Source organism: Natronoflexus pectinivorans, from assembly GCF_004345615.1.
GTDB classification, from domain to species: domain Bacteria; phylum Bacteroidota; class Bacteroidia; order Bacteroidales; family Marinilabiliaceae; genus Natronoflexus; species Natronoflexus pectinivorans.
The window spans coordinates 487,793-502,637 of record NZ_SLWK01000001.1 but is presented as its reverse complement, the minus strand read 5'-3'; the positions used below and the strand labels follow the sequence as shown (position 1 = coordinate 502,637).

19 protein-coding genes are annotated in these 14,845 nt (G+C 40.5%); 7 read left to right on the top strand and 12 right to left on the bottom strand.

The window, feature by feature from the left end; genetic code table 11:
• Positions 1-45: 45 nt before the first annotated feature.
• Complete coding sequence (locus tag EV194_RS01790; protein WP_079555892.1) at positions 46-1,071, bottom strand: rod shape-determining protein; 1,026 nt, start codon at positions 1,069-1,071, stop codon at positions 46-48.
• A 13-nt stretch (positions 1,072-1,084) separates the two neighbouring features.
• Complete coding sequence (purH, locus tag EV194_RS01785) at positions 1,085-2,608, bottom strand: bifunctional phosphoribosylaminoimidazolecarboxamide formyltransferase/IMP cyclohydrolase (protein ID WP_132431474.1); 1,524 nt, start codon at positions 2,606-2,608, stop codon at positions 1,085-1,087.
• A gap of 149 nt (positions 2,609-2,757) precedes the next feature.
• On the opposite strand from purH, the gene EV194_RS01780 reads away from it, so the two are divergent.
• Positions 2,758-3,432, top strand: a complete 675-nt coding sequence (locus EV194_RS01780; protein WP_132431472.1) for an SIR2 family NAD-dependent protein deacylase — start codon at positions 2,758-2,760, stop codon at positions 3,430-3,432.
• On the opposite strand, the gene EV194_RS01775 is transcribed toward EV194_RS01780, so the two are convergent.
• Positions 3,429-4,142 carry a ComF family protein gene (locus EV194_RS01775; protein ID WP_132431470.1) on the bottom strand — a complete coding sequence of 238 codons (714 nt, stop codon included), beginning with the start codon at positions 4,140-4,142 and terminating at the stop codon, positions 3,429-3,431. The genes EV194_RS01780 and EV194_RS01775 overlap by 4 nt on opposite strands.
• A 138-nt stretch (positions 4,143-4,280) precedes the next feature.
• Here EV194_RS01775 and EV194_RS01770 point away from each other — a divergent pair, with 138 nt between their 5' ends.
• A complete protein-coding gene (locus EV194_RS01770; RefSeq protein ID WP_132431468.1) occupies positions 4,281-4,979 on the top strand; it encodes a 2-C-methyl-D-erythritol 4-phosphate cytidylyltransferase in 699 nt (232 codons plus the stop codon).
• 151 nt (positions 4,980-5,130) lie between these two features.
• Here EV194_RS01770 and EV194_RS01765 read toward each other — a convergent pair whose 3' ends face one another.
• From EV194_RS01765 to EV194_RS01740, 6 genes are all read right to left on the bottom strand, one after another.
• Positions 5,131-5,961 carry a metal ABC transporter permease gene (locus EV194_RS01765; RefSeq protein WP_132431466.1) on the bottom strand — a complete coding sequence of 277 codons (831 nt, stop codon included), beginning with the start codon at positions 5,959-5,961 and terminating at the stop codon, positions 5,131-5,133.
• A 2-nt stretch (positions 5,962-5,963) separates the two neighbouring features.
• Positions 5,964-6,701 carry a metal ABC transporter ATP-binding protein gene (locus EV194_RS01760; RefSeq protein ID WP_132431464.1) on the bottom strand — a complete coding sequence of 246 codons (738 nt, stop codon included), beginning with the start codon at positions 6,699-6,701 and terminating at the stop codon, positions 5,964-5,966.
• 12 nt (positions 6,702-6,713) lie between these two features.
• Positions 6,714-7,586 (bottom strand): metal ABC transporter solute-binding protein, Zn/Mn family, encoded by an 873-nt coding sequence (locus EV194_RS01755; RefSeq protein WP_132431462.1) that lies wholly within the window; start codon positions 7,584-7,586, stop codon positions 6,714-6,716.
• A gap of 123 nt (positions 7,587-7,709) precedes the next feature.
• On the bottom strand, positions 7,710-8,138 hold the full coding sequence (locus tag EV194_RS01750; RefSeq protein WP_132431460.1) for a Fur family transcriptional regulator: 429 nt from the start codon (positions 8,136-8,138) through the stop codon (positions 7,710-7,712).
• A gap of 587 nt (positions 8,139-8,725) precedes the next feature.
• On the bottom strand, positions 8,726-9,172 hold the full coding sequence (locus tag EV194_RS01745; RefSeq protein WP_132431458.1) for a hypothetical protein: 447 nt from the start codon (positions 9,170-9,172) through the stop codon (positions 8,726-8,728).
• A 104-nt stretch (positions 9,173-9,276) separates the two neighbouring features.
• Positions 9,277-10,032, bottom strand: coding sequence for a hypothetical protein (locus tag EV194_RS01740; RefSeq protein ID WP_132431456.1), 756 nt, complete (start codon positions 10,030-10,032; stop codon positions 9,277-9,279).
• A gap of 323 nt (positions 10,033-10,355) precedes the next feature.
• On the opposite strand from EV194_RS01740, the gene rplU reads away from it, so the two are divergent.
• The 5 genes from rplU to ruvC all read left to right on the top strand — a co-directional run bounded on the left by rplU (position 10,356) and on the right by ruvC (position 13,208).
• The gene (gene rplU / locus EV194_RS01735) at positions 10,356-10,673 is read left to right on the top strand and encodes a 50S ribosomal protein L21 (RefSeq protein ID WP_243699301.1); all 318 of its coding nucleotides are present in this window, start codon (positions 10,356-10,358) and stop codon (positions 10,671-10,673) included.
• Between the two features lie 19 nt (positions 10,674-10,692).
• Positions 10,693-10,956 carry a 50S ribosomal protein L27 gene (gene rpmA / locus EV194_RS01730; RefSeq protein WP_132431454.1) on the top strand — a complete coding sequence of 88 codons (264 nt, stop codon included), beginning with the start codon at positions 10,693-10,695 and terminating at the stop codon, positions 10,954-10,956.
• A gap of 99 nt (positions 10,957-11,055) precedes the next feature.
• Positions 11,056-12,327 (top strand): serine--tRNA ligase, encoded by a 1,272-nt coding sequence (serS, locus tag EV194_RS01725; RefSeq protein ID WP_132431452.1) that lies wholly within the window; start codon positions 11,056-11,058, stop codon positions 12,325-12,327.
• A gap of 3 nt (positions 12,328-12,330) precedes the next feature.
• Positions 12,331-12,642, top strand: a complete 312-nt coding sequence (locus tag EV194_RS01720; protein WP_132431450.1) for a DUF4286 family protein — start codon at positions 12,331-12,333, stop codon at positions 12,640-12,642.
• Positions 12,639-13,208: a crossover junction endodeoxyribonuclease RuvC gene (ruvC, locus tag EV194_RS01715; RefSeq protein ID WP_132431448.1), complete on the top strand. Its 570-nt coding sequence runs from the start codon at positions 12,639-12,641 to the stop codon at positions 13,206-13,208. Before EV194_RS01720 ends, ruvC begins: the two co-directional genes overlap by 4 nt.
• A 60-nt stretch (positions 13,209-13,268) precedes the next feature.
• Here the strand turns inward: ruvC and EV194_RS01710 are convergent, their stop codons facing one another.
• The 3 genes from EV194_RS01710 to EV194_RS01700 all read right to left on the bottom strand — a co-directional run bounded on the left by EV194_RS01710 (position 13,269) and on the right by EV194_RS01700 (position 14,797).
• Entirely contained in the window at positions 13,269-13,664 is a 396-nt protein-coding gene (locus tag EV194_RS01710; protein WP_132431446.1) for an HIT family protein, read from the bottom strand.
• A 25-nt stretch (positions 13,665-13,689) separates the two neighbouring features.
• Complete coding sequence (gene greA, locus EV194_RS01705) at positions 13,690-14,163, bottom strand: transcription elongation factor GreA (RefSeq protein WP_132431444.1); 474 nt, start codon at positions 14,161-14,163, stop codon at positions 13,690-13,692.
• Between the two features lie 154 nt (positions 14,164-14,317).
• Positions 14,318-14,797 carry a hypothetical protein gene (locus EV194_RS01700; RefSeq protein ID WP_132431442.1) on the bottom strand — a complete coding sequence of 160 codons (480 nt, stop codon included), beginning with the start codon at positions 14,795-14,797 and terminating at the stop codon, positions 14,318-14,320.
• Positions 14,798-14,845 lie beyond the last annotated feature (48 nt).

Below are 14,845 nucleotides of genomic sequence, written 5' to 3'. Positions count from 1 at the left end.
TGATTCTGATTTAAAAATCAGAATCATTCAAAAGAATTCCTTTTGCTATCGCAAAAGGAATTGGAATTTATTTCGGTTCTTAAGAGCAATACCAGTTCCTCTGGCAACTGCATGTAAGGGATTCTCTGCAATATGGAAAGGTATATTAAGCTTGTTGGTAAGCCTTTTATCTAATCCTCTTAGCAAGGCGCCTCCCCCGGCAAGATATATCCCCTTATTTACAATGTCCGAATATAATTCTGGAGGAGTTTGCTCCAAAGCATTCAAAATGGCTGTTTCCATTTTTGAGATGGATTTTTCCAGGCAGTGGGAAATTTCCTGATAAGATACAGGCACCTCAATCGGTAAAGCCGTCATCTGGTTTGGCCCATTTACAATATAATCCACCGGAGGCTCATCCAATTCAGGCAATGCCGAACCAACACGGATTTTAATCTCTTCGGCAGTTCTTTCTCCAATTTTGATGTTGTGTTGGCGACGCATGTATTCCATGATGTCTGCGGTTAAATCGTCACCTGCAATCCGAATAGACCGATTGGTAACAATCCCTCCCAAGGAGATTACCGCAATCTCAGTTGATCCTCCACCAATGTCCACCACCATGTGACCTTCAGGCGCTTCAACATCTAACCCAATACCAAGTGCTGCTGCCATCGGCTCATAAATCATGTAAACTTCACGTCCGCCGGCATGTTCAGCCGAATCGCGTACAGCTCTGATCTCAACTTCAGTACTACCTGACGGAATACACACCACGATGGTTAAAGATGGGGTAAATAACCGCTTTTTGTTATTATCAATCATCTTTATCATGCCGCGAATCATCTGCTCTGCAGCATTAAAATCTGCGATGACCCCGTCACGCAATGGGCGTATGGTATAAATATTATCATGCGTTTTACCGTGCATCTGACGAGCTTTTTCACCAATGGCAACCAACTTGTCGGTTCGTCTGTCCAATGCTACAATACTGGGCTCATCCACAACGATTTTGTCATTGTGAATTATAATTGTATTGGCAGTTCCTAAATCCATTGCCAATTCCTGAGATAAAAATGAAAACAATCCCATTTAAAGGTCTTTTTTAATGTTTAAAATGGCGAATCCCGGTAAATACCATGGAAACCTTATTGTTGTTGCAAAAATCAATGGTCTCATTGTCGCGAATTGAGCCACCAGGTTGAATAACCGATTTTATTCCTGCCTCATGAGCAATCTCAATTGAGTCGGCAAAGGGGAAAAACGCATCAGAAGCCATAACGGCGCCATTCAAATCAAACTTAAACGACTGTGCTTTATTAATGGCATGTTTCAGTGCATCAACTCTGGATGTTTGACCAACACCGCTGGCAAGTAGCTGCCCGTTTTTAGCTAAAACAATGGCATTCGATTTTGAGTGTTTCACTATTTTATTAGCAAAAAGCAAATCATCAACTTCCTGCTGATTTGGAGCCACATTGGTTACAGTTTTCAAATCGCCGGGGGTTTCAGTTTTAGCATCTCGCTCTTGCACCAATACCCCATTAAGCAGAGTTCTTGAGTTTTTCGGAGGAAGAAACTCTTTCTTTTGAATCAGTATAATTCTGTTCTTTTTCTGCTTAAGAATGTCCAGGGCAGCTGCATCATAAGACGGAGCAATTACCACCTCAAGAAATATCTTATCCATTTCAAGGGCTGCATCCGCATCCACGTTCTTATTGGTAACAATAATTCCTCCAAAAGCTGAAACAGGGTCGCCGGCCAATGCGTCAAGCCATGCTTGAGTCAACGAATCTCTCGAGGCCAAACCACAAGCATTGTTATGTTTCAAAATTGCAACAGTGGTTTTTTCGAATTCTGCAATTAGCGAAACAGCTGCATCTATGTCCAATAAGTTGTTGTATGAAATTTCCTTCCCATGAAGCTGCTCAAACATTTCGTTGAACTCTCCATAGAACACTCCTTTTTGATGAGGATTTTCACCATAACGTAAAGGCATACTTTCATCAACACTCTCCCGATAAGCCGGGAAATCATTTCCCCCAAAATAGTTGTAGATGGCAGAATCATATCCTGAGGATACCGCAAAAGCCGAAGCTGCAAAGTGCTTTCTGTCATCCAGTGAAGTTTCGCCTTTCTTCTCCTTCAATAATTCCAATAACTTTGGATATTGATTTACAGAGGGAACAATTACAACATCCTTATAATTTTTTGCTGCTGCTCTGATCAAAGAGATCCCACCAATATCAATTTTCTCAATGATGCTTGCATGATCTGCACCAGAAGCTACAGTTTCTTCAAAAGGATAGAGATCAACAATAACCAGATCCAAATCAGGAATTTCAAACTCCTTCATTTGGGATTGATGCTCTGCATCATCCCTTTTGGCAAGAATCCCACCAAACACCTTAGGATGAAGAGTCTTTACTCTTCCGCCCAAAATGGAAGGATAGCCTGTAAGAGACTCAACACTGTTCACTTTTATCCCCAAATGCTCAATGAATGACTGGGTTCCACCAGTTGAGTATATTTTTACGCCTTGTTTGTCAAGTGTCTTAACAATTTCATCAAGGCCATCTTTGTAGAAAACCGAAATCAGGGCGGTTTTTATCTTTTTTGTTGCGCTCATTTTTTAAAATTCTTTGGACATTCGCAAAAATAAGAAAATAAGCACATTTAGCAACGGTATTTGGTGTTTTTGTTTTAATTTTGATTGATGAATTATGAAAAATCGCATGTTCTGTTCGTGGGGCATTGCATGATTTGTTCTGTTTATATATGAAAAAACTTGTAATACTTTCAGGTGCAGGGATGAGTGCTGAAAGCGGGCTTCCCACCTTTAGAGATATGGGTGGAATCTGGGAAAAATATGATGTGACTCAAGTGGCGTCACCAGAGGCGTGGCAATCAAACCCAGAACTGGTTCTCCGATTTTATAACGAAAGGCGAAAAAAGCTGTTTGAGTCCAAACCCAATATCGGCCACGAAATTATTGCCGGATTGGATAATTCATTTAATGTGCAAATTGTCACGCAAAATGTTGATGACCTGCATGAGCAGGCAGGCAGCAAAAATGTATTGCATTTGCACGGAGAACTTAAAAAAGCCCGAAGCACATCAAACCCTGAACTTGTTTATGAATTGAATCATTGGGAATTAAAAACAGGTGATTTATGCGACGAAGGCTCACAGCTCAGACCACATATTGTCTGGTTTGGCGAGCCAGTGGATGCCATCTACGATGCCATGAAAATTGTTGAAACTGCAGAAATCTTCGTAGTGGTTGGAACCTCTTTAAATGTTTATCCGGCTGCCGGACTACTATCTTATGTCCCTAGCGGTGTTCCAATATTTGTAATTGATACGGGACAGCCCAACATCAGCGCTTCAAATGTAACCGTAATAAAGGAAAAAGCGTCAGATGGACTAAAAAAATTAAGGGAGATTCTTTAACGAGCTGCATAACCAATAGTTACCACGCTTATCTTTGCATCGGAAGCCTTCTGTAAAGCCGATGCACATGCTTCAATGGTCGCACCTGTGGTAACAACATCATCAACAAGCAAGATGTTTCTGATATCAGGTGAAATATCGCCACAAATAAAAGCCTCATCAACATTTTCCCACCTTTCGTATCGTGATTTTTGGGTCTGAGATTCTCCATAAACCTGCCGGAGTGCGACCTCTGCATCATAAGGAGCGCCCAAAACCTCTGACATACCGCGAGCCAGAAGCTCGCTTTGATTATACCCTCGCATTCTCATTTTTCTCTCATGTAAAGGAACTGGAACTATTAAATCCGGAAATGGAAACAGAGTGCTCTCTTTTACCATACGTGCAACCAAACGACCTAAAAAGAGACCTGCATGCAGATTTCTTCTGTATTTTAGTCTGTGAATAATTTCCTGAATTACTTCGCCCTTTCGATAATAGAAAAGAGAAGAAGCAAAAGTAATAGGGACTCTCCCCCAAAACATTTGTGCCACCGGATTATCAACTTGGTTTTCGAATCGGGTACGCGGGAGATGTGCAATACATTTTTTACAAAGTAACTCTTCGGCATGGTTTAAATTTCTATTACAGGCAAAACATAGCTGGGGATAAAAAATAGAAAGAACACCCTCATACCAGGGTTTTAGGTTATTCAGGCTTATTGGGGTCATAGGTTTTTTTCTCAAATTTAAATAATAAATTGATTTATTCCTTCTTTATGATTTCTTAAAAATGAGAGAATACAAATAATTATTTGTCTCTTTGGTTTCTGCTGTTTAGTTTTATATTTTCATAGTAATTGTAAATTTATGCATCGAAATATCATCATTGTAGCCGGTGGCAAAGGTCTTCGAATGGGAGCGGAGCTTCCAAAGCAGTTTTTGCCCATTGGGCAAAAACCTGTTCTCATGCATACCATTGAGACTTTTCATCGTTTTAATCCGGAAATTAACATCATCCTTGTTTTACCTCTGTCTCACCAAAAATATTGGGAGGAATTATGCGATAAGCACCATTTCTCTATCAATCACAAGTTGGCTAATGGAGGTGTCACACGTTTTGAGAGTGTAAAGAACGGATTAGAGTTGGTTAATGATGAAGGATTAACAGGAGTACACGATGGGGTTCGGCCTTTTGTGAGCAGGGAAACCATTACGCGCTGTTTTAACAGCGCTGAGGAGATGGGTGCTGTTATTCCGGTTGTTGCGCCGGTAGAGTCTTTGAGGGAAGTTGCGGGAGAGAGTAGTTTTGCGCGTGAGCGGCAAAACTACAGGATGGTTCAAACACCGCAGGTTTTTCATACATCCCTTCTGAAAAAAGCATACCATTGTAATTTTGAAGAGAGATTTACCGATGATGCCTCCGTGGTGGAGGCTTTGGGAGGCAAGATTCACCTGGTAGAAGGAAATGTGGAGAATATTAAAATCACATCACCCTTTGATATGATGATTGCGGAGGCCTTATGGAATAAGAGTAAAGAAACACAGAGTTTTCCGGAAAGTCGATGAGAAACAAATAAAGCGATGTCATTCTGAATTCCGCCATGCGGAAAGGAATCTAGATTCAAGTTTTTGGATTAATTCTTTTTTATTTGCCGGACGCTAATGATTTTAAAACTAAATTTCCATGTCCTATCTGTGGACTCCGTGCAATAAGCACTCACTTCTTTCGTTTTTGCATCTCCAATACCACTATTATTCCTTTTATCACCAAAAACTGAATGGTCAGCATAAAAATGATGGCTGCACCGGACGGGATGTTAAAATGATTGGCGATATACAAGCCGGAAAATGAACCGATCCATCCCCAAAGAATTGAGAGCGGAATAATTCGTTTAAAGCTGTTGGTAAATAACATGGCTGTGGATTGAGGGATGGTAAACAAGCTGAGCACCAGGATGATTCCCATTGCACGAATGCTCACCACAATGGCAAGTGCTACAAGCACTGCCATGGCATACCGAAAAAATGCTACAGGGATGCCATTAATCTTCGAAAATTCCGGGTCGAATGCTGAATATATAATCGGTCGGTACCAAACCAGAAAAAACAGAGCAGTAAAGAGGGTGATTACCAACATAATGACGAGGTCTGATTTCCCCACTGATAAGATGCTTCCGAAAAGAAAACTCATGAGATTTGGAGTGTATCCGGGAGTCATAAAAACAAAAATGATCCCCAATGCCATACCCAGCGACCAAAGGATGGCAATGGCACTGTCTTCCCGAACCTTCCCTTTGCTTGAAATCCACTCAATGCTTGTCCCGGTTAGGATGGCAAACAGCGCTGCACCAAAAAAGGGATTCAATCCGAGGAAGTATGCGATGCCAATACCTCCAAACGAAGCATGGGTGATGCCCCCGCTGATGAAAACAATTTTTCTGGAAACAATGTAGGTGCCAATCATAGCAGCCAAAATGCTGATTAGCACCGAGGCCATCAATGCATTTTGAAAAAATGTATATTGAAATAGCGATATGAAATCAGTCATTATTAATGATTTTTTAAAACTCTGTGAGGCACATGTCCGTGCGTGATGAGGTCGATGGGACAATCGTAAACTTTGAGCAACTCTGTTGTTAGCTGGTTGGAAGGGTGGTAATGGAGTGTGCCGTTTACGCAGGCAATGGATTTCACCAACGACGGAATGGTTCCCACGTCGTGGGAAACCAGTACAATGGCCATTTTTTCATTGAGCTTTTTCAGCCATTGATGTAATTCGCTCTCAAAATGTTTATCCACATAAGTGTTTGGCTCATCCAATACCAAAAGAGCCGGGTTGCTCACAATGGCACGGCAAAGTAAAACCTTTTGCAATTGTCCTCCCGACAGTTCACCAATTGGCTTTTTGTAATATCTCTCCATGCCTGCTTCTTTTAGTAGTTTATGGGCAGCATCTTTTTGTGATTTTGAAAGATGATGACTCCATGCACGGTCTGGTTTTAATCCGGCTTCAACCACCTCCTTCACCGAAATGGGGAAGCTTCGGTCTATTTGTGAAGCCTGGGGAAGATATCCAATGTTGATTTTTCCGGTAGGAAAATCAACATTCCCCCGGAAAGGCTCTAATATACCTAATAAAACCTTGAGCATGGTGGTTTTACCACCACCATTGGGTCCAATGATTCCTATAAAATCATTTTCCCTTATCTCTAATGACACCCCTTTTAACACCGGTTCGCCGTTGTATCCCGCGGTAACGTTTTCAAGTCTGGCAAGTAATTTACTCATGTATCTTTAATTCTATAAATGCTTTCTGAAAAGATCCATAATATGCTGCATCGATTCAATCCAATCGTATGCCAAAGGATTGATCTGTGCCACTGCCATGCCAGTTGATTCACTCACCATTTTTGCGTTACGAATATCATATTCTTCCTGGATAAATATTACCGGGATGTTTTTCGCTTTTGCCTGTGCAATGGTCGATGCAAGCATGCCTGGAGAAGGTTCTTTCCCATCTACTTCAATGGCGACCTGCTCCAATCCGTAATCACGGGCAAGGTAGGTGAGCGCCGGATGAAAGATCATGAAAGATCGCTGAGTAACATTGGCGGCAACTTGCTCCATTTCAAGATGTATGGCTTCGACGCTGCTGAAAAGTTGCGGATAATTGTTTTTGATGGTTTCTGAAAGTTCCGGATAGGCCGCCGAGAGGGCTTCTTTTATTTGTGGCAAAAGCTCCAGCATCACTTTTGGCGAGAGCCAAATGTGCGGGTCGACGCCATGATGATGGTGGTGATGGTGTCCGTGATCATGTGAATGATCGCAAGTACCATAAATTGGTTCTACCAAATCCGATAGCGTAAAGAGAGCCATATCCGGATTCAACTCTTTAAGTCGGGGAGTCCAGGCTTGTTCGTATCCCAAATGGCCGATTCCCATATATAAGCGGGAGTCGGACAACTTGCGGTACTGCTGCGGGGTGGGAGAGTAGGTGGCATGGCTGGCTCCCGGAGGGATCATCACATTAACATCCAGTATTTCCCCTGTAAGTTGATCAATAAAAAATTTTTGCGGCAGTATGCTCACCGAAATCACATCAGTATCTCGTTCTCCGCTACATCCGGCCATTAACAGGCCAATGAATATTGTTAGTAGTATATTTTTTCTCATATTATGTTTCTTTCTATTTAAATTGATTGGTATTTCTTCTCAATGAACAACCATAAACCCAAAACCCTTTAACATCAAACGCTGAACTTTAAACCTCAAACTTCAAACATTCAACTTCAAACCTCAAACCTTTCCATTACAACTCGCACAAACTCCTTCAATTATCAGTTTGGTTGATTTCATAACAAATCCATGCGGCAGATGTTCGGCGTCAACCTTAATATGAGGCATGCAAACCAGTCGGTTACACAGTTCGCATTGAAAATGAGGGTGCTCTGCGGACTTATGCTTACCTGCCAACTTATATTTCACTGAATTTGGCCCAACTGCAATCTGATGAATCAATTTCTTCTGCATCAGGGTTTTGATGTTGCGGTATAAGGTCACCCTGTCCACAGTGCTTATTCGCTCAATGAGCCATTCCTCAATTTCCTTTTGGGATAATGCCGTACCTGGCTGCATCAACGCATAAACAATCTGTTGTCGTACCTCTGTTACGTTCAGCTTTTTGCTTTTGAGCAAACTGTTGATATCATCTAAATTTGCAACCATGTTGCAAATTTACAAAGATTTTTGAATTAGAAAGCGTTTTTTAGAATGATTTTAAATAACAATGAAGATTGACAACTTTTTTTAGGATGTATACTTCTGGTACGACGATTATATCTATCAAGAAAGAGGTATTTCAGGTTGCTGGAGGAGAGGCGAAGACATTTGAGTATTCCTGATGAACAACTCCTGAGTATTAAGTTGAAATTGCTTTGGAGAGGCGTGAAATTAGAATAACAACTGAACACCAATTTTCTGTATGAGGCCCAAATTAGCTCGTATTCACTCTTCTGTTAACCCATTCCCATCTGCAACAATCTATGTTTGTGTCATTTGACCTAACTTAATTAATACAACGTTCTTTTACATATTTACTTTAGATTTGTTGTAGTGTCAATCTTACTTCCCGAGGGGATTAAGGTGAGCAAAAAGGAAAAATGCCTTAACTAAACGGCCTTGATTCCTGAATGTTCATTCATTGTTAAACCAAACAGGAGCTTTCCTAAAGAAATCACTTGTAATTGAAAAACTCTGCACTTTTTAAAGTGCAGAGTTTCATTTTTAAAACCAAATTGCTTTTCGATGACTGCTTACTTAAACAAATACAACGTTCTGGTTTGAGCATCCGGCACTCCTATAATATTATTGATATAGTCGTTTCTCTCGGTATAGCTTCCTCTCCTGATAAGGCCTTCGCCTTTTGGCATACAAGCATCCCACGCGCCGGAAGCAACACAGTCGCTCCAATTGGTGATTTTAACAATGGTATGTTGTCCAACAATAATGAGTGCATTGGCATAATCCATTCCTGTTGTAAAGGCTTCTGAAATATTCTCTTTTGTCAACTCAATGGTTGTTTCAGCTTGCTGCGCTGCCAATTGACTGATGACCGGAACTGTGGTGTTTTCTGTAATAGTTGCTTCGCTTAGGTCAAGGATGCCGTCCAGTAGTGCTTTTAATTTTTCGGCTTCACTTTGGGCATTCATGGTGGAAATGGCAATAACGACAACCACCAGTAAAGAAATCATTTTTTTCATGGTTAAGATCTTTAATTGTTTACAAAACATAAAAGTAACACAATAATTTAAAATATCTGATGATTACGGAATATCAAAGTGATTTTGCATTCCGTAACGTACTTTTACATGGAAATAATAATCATCGTCCTATAGGCTTTAGCAGATATCTCGTCTAAACAGTTTGTCCACATTTTAACTGCCTCATTACTTGATCTGAGTTCTATTCCTTTTTCAATATCATCCTTCATCTTTTGAGCCAATTCCATGCCTTCAGAGATTCGTCCTGCTGACATTAATGCCTCAATCTGCTGCATTATTTCGTTCTGGTTTTCAGGTTCAGACCATCCCAATCCTGTTGTATTCTCATACTTTCTAAATATGAGTCGATCTTCAGATGTTAGAACACCTTTTTCATCCTCTATGTATACAAAATAACAGTTTCTTAAGTATCTGTATTTTCTTTCAATTTCAATCAATTGATTATTCGTTATTATTCCTTGCACTTCAAAACCTTTTAACCGGGAAAATATGTCCCCAATAACATTTGATCTACCCCTGCCTGATGAAACTGAAACACCTAAATCGTCCGGAAGACTTTTTTGATATAAAAAGAATGCAAAATAACCTGATGATGGGTTGCCTTCTTCGGTTCGGGGAGGCCCAACCTCATCTGCGTAAAATGATTTAACTTTTTCGTATGAATCCATTGAAAGCAGCGTGTTTTTCTGATTTGGATACTTGAAAACAGAGCCCGGGTAGGTGGATGGTTGTTTTTGACTGCTGGCAGTTGTTACAATGGCCAAAAACAGAACGGTAAGTTTGATGATTCGCAATTGCATAGCTTCAATTTTTAGGTTTAATAACAGTGAGTACTTCACAATTTACCAACAAATAACTCATAAGGCAATGGTTTTTTTAACTTACTATTGCCTGAATAATTACAGGTGATTCCCTTTTTAATTGAATTGTTGTTTACATTATAATATGGATTTAGCTAAAACCAGAAAGAAACTCTCTAATTTTATCCTTCAACAAAAGGAATCACATAAAAGCATTTGATTTTTATAAAATATCTCTGATAATTTGTTTGTTAACACAATAAATTTATCTAATTTTGCAGTCCGAATCAATTTCGCGGGGTCAGAAGAGGCAATCAACGAGTGAATTTGTCCACCTCCGGAAAGTAACAGAAAATTAATGAATGATGTACGCAATTGTAACTATTGCAGGTCAGCAATTTAAAGTAGAAAAAGACCGTAAGGTATTTGTACACCGTTTGAGTGCTGATGAAGGTGCTTCGGTTGAGTTTGATGAAGTTCTTTTGATTGAAGACGAAAGCGGCGTAAAAATTGGCGCCCCTGTTGTTGAAGGAGCAAAAGTAACTGCTAAAGTTCTTTCTCACCTTAAAGGCGATAAAGTTATCGTATTTAAGAAAAAGAGACGTAAAGGGTACAAAAAGAAAAATGGTCACCGTCAGTACCTGAGTCAAATTCAGATTGAAGACATTCAGATTGGTTAATTAAAAAAATTAATGTGATATGGCACATAAGAAAGGAGTAGGTAGTTCCAAGAACGGTCGCGAATCAGAAAGCAAGCGACTGGGTGTAAAAATCTTTGGTGGACAATTCGCCAAAGCTGGGAGCATCATCGTACGTCAGCGTGGTACTAAGCACCACCCCGGCGAAAACGTAGGAATTGGTAAGGACGACACTTTGTTTGCTCTTGTTGAGGGGAACGTAGTTTTCCGTAAAAGAAAAGACAATCGTTCTTTTGTATCCGTTGAGCCTGTTGCTGCCGAATAAGTAACAACAGAAAAAACTTAAAAAGTCTCCTGTTTTTGTTACTTTCGTAACAGATACAGGAGATTTTTATTTTGTCGCAACTTATAGAGATAATATTTTATGCTTACGCTGAAACAAATTCAGGACAACAAACAGGAAGTCATTGACCGGCTAAAGGTTAAGAACTTTGATGCTGCCAATATCGTTGACCAAATTATTGCACTTGACAATCAACGCAAGTCCACGCAAACTGAGGCCGACAATCTTCAGGCTGAGATGAACCGTTTGTCAAAATCCATCGGACAACTGTTTAAAGAGGGAAAAGCAGAAGAGGCCAATCAGGCCAAAGAGGCTACCGCGGGATTAAAAGAACAGATTAAAAACCTCACTACTCAGCAAGATTCCATCGAAACTGAGTTGCAAAACCTGGTGGTTCAGTTGCCTAATCTTCCCCATCCATCTGTTCCGGCGGGTAAAAGTGCCGATGACAATATTAAAGTACGAGAAGGAGGTCTCAAACCTGAATTAACGGAAGCTCTTCCACATTGGGAACTGGCAAAGAAATTCAACCTGATTGATTTTGAGCTGGGAGTAAAACTAACCGGTGCCGGGTTTCCTGTTTACAAAGGTTTGGGAGCACGTTTACAGCGCGCGCTGATCACATTTTTCCTGGATGAAGCCATTAAAGCAGGTTACGAAGAGGTAATGCCTCCACTGATGGTGAATGAAGATTCAGGGTTTGGTACAGGTCAGCTTCCCGACAAGGAAGGACAGATGTATCATGCAACTGCCGACAATCTGTATCTCATCCCTACGGCTGAAGTTCCTGTTACCAATATTTATCGCGATGTTATTTTAGATGGCAATCAAATGCCGGTACGCAACTGTGCCTATTCTGCTTGTTTCCGACGCGAAGCCGGTTCATACGGCAAGGATGTACGCGGTTTAAACCGCTTACATCAGTTCGATAAGGTCGAGATAGTACAAGTGGCTCATCCTGATAAGTCTTACGAGGTTTTGGATGATATGGTGAATCATGTTCAGGGATTGGTTGAAAAACTAGGCTTGCCATGGCGCATCATGCGCCTTTGTGGAGGCGATATGAGTTTTGCATCGGCACTAACATACGACTTTGAGGTTTACTCAGGAGCCCAGGAGCGCTGGCTTGAAGTGAGTTCGGTGAGCAACTTTGAGACCTTTCAGAGTAACAGGTTAAAACTTCGTTTTCGTGAGGAGGGAGAAAAAAAGACCCAACTGGCACACACCTTAAACGGCAGTGCGCTTGCGTTACCGCGTATATTAGCAGCCATTCTGGAAAACAACCAATTTGAAGGTGGAATTAAAGTTCCTGATGTTTTGGTGCCATATTGTGGGTTTGATGTTATTGCTTAAAGAATGTCGTTACTGATTTTCAATACATCATTTTATGTGCCCGCCAATTTAGTTGATGTTTGGGAGAAGTGGATGACAGATAGCCTGCTGCCTCGTGTTGAGCTTTTAATGCCTCAGCTTAAAGCTGAGGTTTTCGAGGTGGTTTCCCAAACAGGTGGGGAGCATCTGATATTTTCAGTGCAGTGGCGATGCAGCGGCTCCAAAGAGGTTGAACAACTGGATGACCTTTTGGCTCCGGAATTGCAATCGCTGGTGGCCCATTTTGGTGAGAAGGTTACGCATTTTAGTTCTGTTATGAAGAGAACCATGGGATGACCAAAAAAGCAGGTGAAAAAATCATACTTGGCATTGACCCCGGAACCACAGTTATGGGTTACGGGGTTTTAATGGTAAAAGGCAATCAGCCTTCCATGGTTGCTATGGGTGTGCTCGAGCTTAATAAACTGGAAGACCACTATCTCAGGCTTAAGAGGATTTTTGAGCATGTTATTCAACTCATTGACACTTATCATCCCGATGAATTGGCCATTGAGGCTCCATTTTTCGGAAAAAATGTGCAGTCGATGTTAAAACTAGGACGAGCACAGGGGGTTGCTATGGCTGCCGCCCTGTCACGTTCGGTTCCTATTTTCGAATATGCACCGCTTAGAATAAAACAAGCCATCACCGGAAGAGGAAATGCATCAAAAGAGCAGGTGGCTCTTTTTCTAAAACAATATTTGAAACTTCATGATGATCAGGATCAGAAATATCTGGATGCCACAGATGGATTAGCCGCCGCTGTTTGCCATTTCTTTCAGATGCGAACTCCAATAGCATCTTCCGGAGCTAAAAGTTGGAAAGAATTCATTAATAAAAACCCAGGTAGGGTTAAACGATAATAAAAAAGCAGGTATAATTTTATTATACCTGCTTTTTTGTGAAACCTTGAGGTTTCACACTTAGTTGATGTTCTCTTTTATGGCCGCTGCAATTTGTTCCATCTCTTCATTGCTTAATTTTAGTTTAGGCTTTGAAAAGCTCAAATCTGCAACAGTTTGTAAAGGTACCAAATGGACATGTGCATGGGGAACTTCCAAACCTACCACTGCAATACCAATTCGCTTGCACTCTATCGATTTTTCAATGGCCTTAGCTACCTTTTTAGAAAATACAATCATCCCTTGTAACAGATCATCTTCAAGATCGAAAATATAATCTACCTCCTTTTTAGGCACTATCAGGGTGTGGCCTTTCGCCAATGGCGTAATGTCCAGAAATGCCAAATATCGCTCATCCTCTGCTATCTTGAAAGATGGGATTTCGCCATTGATGATTTTTGTGAATATTGATGCCATAGTATCAGAGTGTTTTTTTGTCAATTTACAAAGAAATCTCTAATATTTCAAAAGGCATAATGCCTGAAGGAACAGTGATGTCTACTTTCTCGCCCACTTTTTTTCCCAATAGTCCTTTTGCAATTGGAGTGGATATGGAAATCTTTCCCGCTTTAAGATCTGCTTCGCTTTCTGAAACAATGGTATAGGTCATTACGGCATTGTTCTTCAGGTTTTTAATCTTGACCTTATTCATAATTTGCACCTTTGATGTATCCAGTTTGGATTCATCAATCAAGCGACTACCTGCAATGGTTTCCTTTAATTTGGCAATTTTCATTTCCAAAAGTCCTTGTGCTTCCTTTGCAGCATCGTATTCAGCATTTTCCGACAAGTCACCTTTGTCTCTTGCTTCAGCGATTTGCTTTGATATTTTGGGTCTTTCAATTGATTCCAATTGAACCAACTCTTCACGTAATCGTTTAAGACCCTCCTCCGTGATGTAACTCACTTTTGACATGGTTATTTCCTCCTTATGTTTTTTAATGATTTAATGTCTTATAAAAAAATGAAAGAATCCCGAACTCTTATCCGGGACCCTTTGCTATGTTATAGCAATGATTTCTTAAATAAAATGATTGTTGTTGGTTAGTTAGCTTAGCCGATTGACCGTTTTAGATGGTTGGTCTTTTTATGATTTCAGAAAAGATGATGGCTTTTTTCAAATCAAACTCTTCATCATCCCAGTAAGAGGTTTCGTCAATCGCTTTTTCTCTGGTGGCTAAACTTATTCGGGAAATTTTTTGTTTGATACGGCTGACCCGTTCCGGCTTTTTGATTCTTTCCCTTTTTTGAATACTTTGATAAACCGGCTTTTTGTATTCCAGCTTTTGGGGTTTTAACTTTTCAGCCTGCATGGTGGCGTATTCAGTTCCTGATGATTTTTTTCCTTTGGCCGGAACTTTCTCTTCCTCATCTGTATCTCCAAAAAGATCTTTAAAGGTAGGAAAAGCCTCTCCCGGACTCTCACCAACTTCGTGTTCGGGCATAAAATCCCCATCTTGCCCGGCTGACTTTGACTTTTTGTATAAACTAAAAATCAAAGCTCCAAGCATTAAAAGGATGTATACTATGTCACCTAACGCGTCGCCCATGTCTGAATGAAAAATAATAGCTAAATTAGCCCGAACAAAACAATTTAC

What these genes read in the sequence shown, in the direction of transcription:
- EV194_RS01790 (WP_079555892.1), bottom strand. Translation starts at nt 1,071, where the DNA reads ATGGGATTGTTTTCATTTTTATCTCAGGAATTGGCAATGGATTTAGGA.
- purH (WP_132431474.1), bottom strand. Translation starts at nt 2,608, where the DNA reads ATGAGCGCAACAAAAAAGATAAAAACCGCCCTGATTTCGGTTTTCTAC.
- EV194_RS01780 (WP_132431472.1), top strand. Translation starts at nt 2,758, where the DNA reads ATGAAAAAACTTGTAATACTTTCAGGTGCAGGGATGAGTGCTGAAAGC.
- EV194_RS01775 (WP_132431470.1), bottom strand. Translation starts at nt 4,142, where the DNA reads ATGACCCCAATAAGCCTGAATAACCTAAAACCCTGGTATGAGGGTGTT.
- EV194_RS01770 (WP_132431468.1), top strand. Translation starts at nt 4,281, where the DNA reads ATGCATCGAAATATCATCATTGTAGCCGGTGGCAAAGGTCTTCGAATG.
- EV194_RS01765 (WP_132431466.1), bottom strand. Translation starts at nt 5,961, where the DNA reads ATGACTGATTTCATATCGCTATTTCAATATACATTTTTTCAAAATGCA.
- EV194_RS01760 (WP_132431464.1), bottom strand. Translation starts at nt 6,701, where the DNA reads ATGAGTAAATTACTTGCCAGACTTGAAAACGTTACCGCGGGATACAAC.
- EV194_RS01755 (WP_132431462.1), bottom strand. Translation starts at nt 7,586, where the DNA reads ATGAGAAAAAATATACTACTAACAATATTCATTGGCCTGTTAATGGCC.
- EV194_RS01750 (WP_132431460.1), bottom strand. Translation starts at nt 8,138, where the DNA reads ATGGTTGCAAATTTAGATGATATCAACAGTTTGCTCAAAAGCAAAAAG.
- EV194_RS01745 (WP_132431458.1), bottom strand. Translation starts at nt 9,172, where the DNA reads ATGAAAAAAATGATTTCTTTACTGGTGGTTGTCGTTATTGCCATTTCC.
- rplU (WP_243699301.1), top strand. Translation starts at nt 10,356, where the DNA reads ATGATGTACGCAATTGTAACTATTGCAGGTCAGCAATTTAAAGTAGAA.
- rpmA (WP_132431454.1), top strand. Translation starts at nt 10,693, where the DNA reads ATGGCACATAAGAAAGGAGTAGGTAGTTCCAAGAACGGTCGCGAATCA.
- serS (WP_132431452.1), top strand. Translation starts at nt 11,056, where the DNA reads ATGCTTACGCTGAAACAAATTCAGGACAACAAACAGGAAGTCATTGAC.
- EV194_RS01720 (WP_132431450.1), top strand. Translation starts at nt 12,331, where the DNA reads ATGTCGTTACTGATTTTCAATACATCATTTTATGTGCCCGCCAATTTA.
- ruvC (WP_132431448.1), top strand. Translation starts at nt 12,639, where the DNA reads ATGACCAAAAAAGCAGGTGAAAAAATCATACTTGGCATTGACCCCGGA.
- EV194_RS01710 (WP_132431446.1), bottom strand. Translation starts at nt 13,664, where the DNA reads ATGGCATCAATATTCACAAAAATCATCAATGGCGAAATCCCATCTTTC.
- greA (WP_132431444.1), bottom strand. Translation starts at nt 14,163, where the DNA reads ATGTCAAAAGTGAGTTACATCACGGAGGAGGGTCTTAAACGATTACGT.
- EV194_RS01700 (WP_132431442.1), bottom strand. Translation starts at nt 14,797, where the DNA reads ATGGGCGACGCGTTAGGTGACATAGTATACATCCTTTTAATGCTTGGA.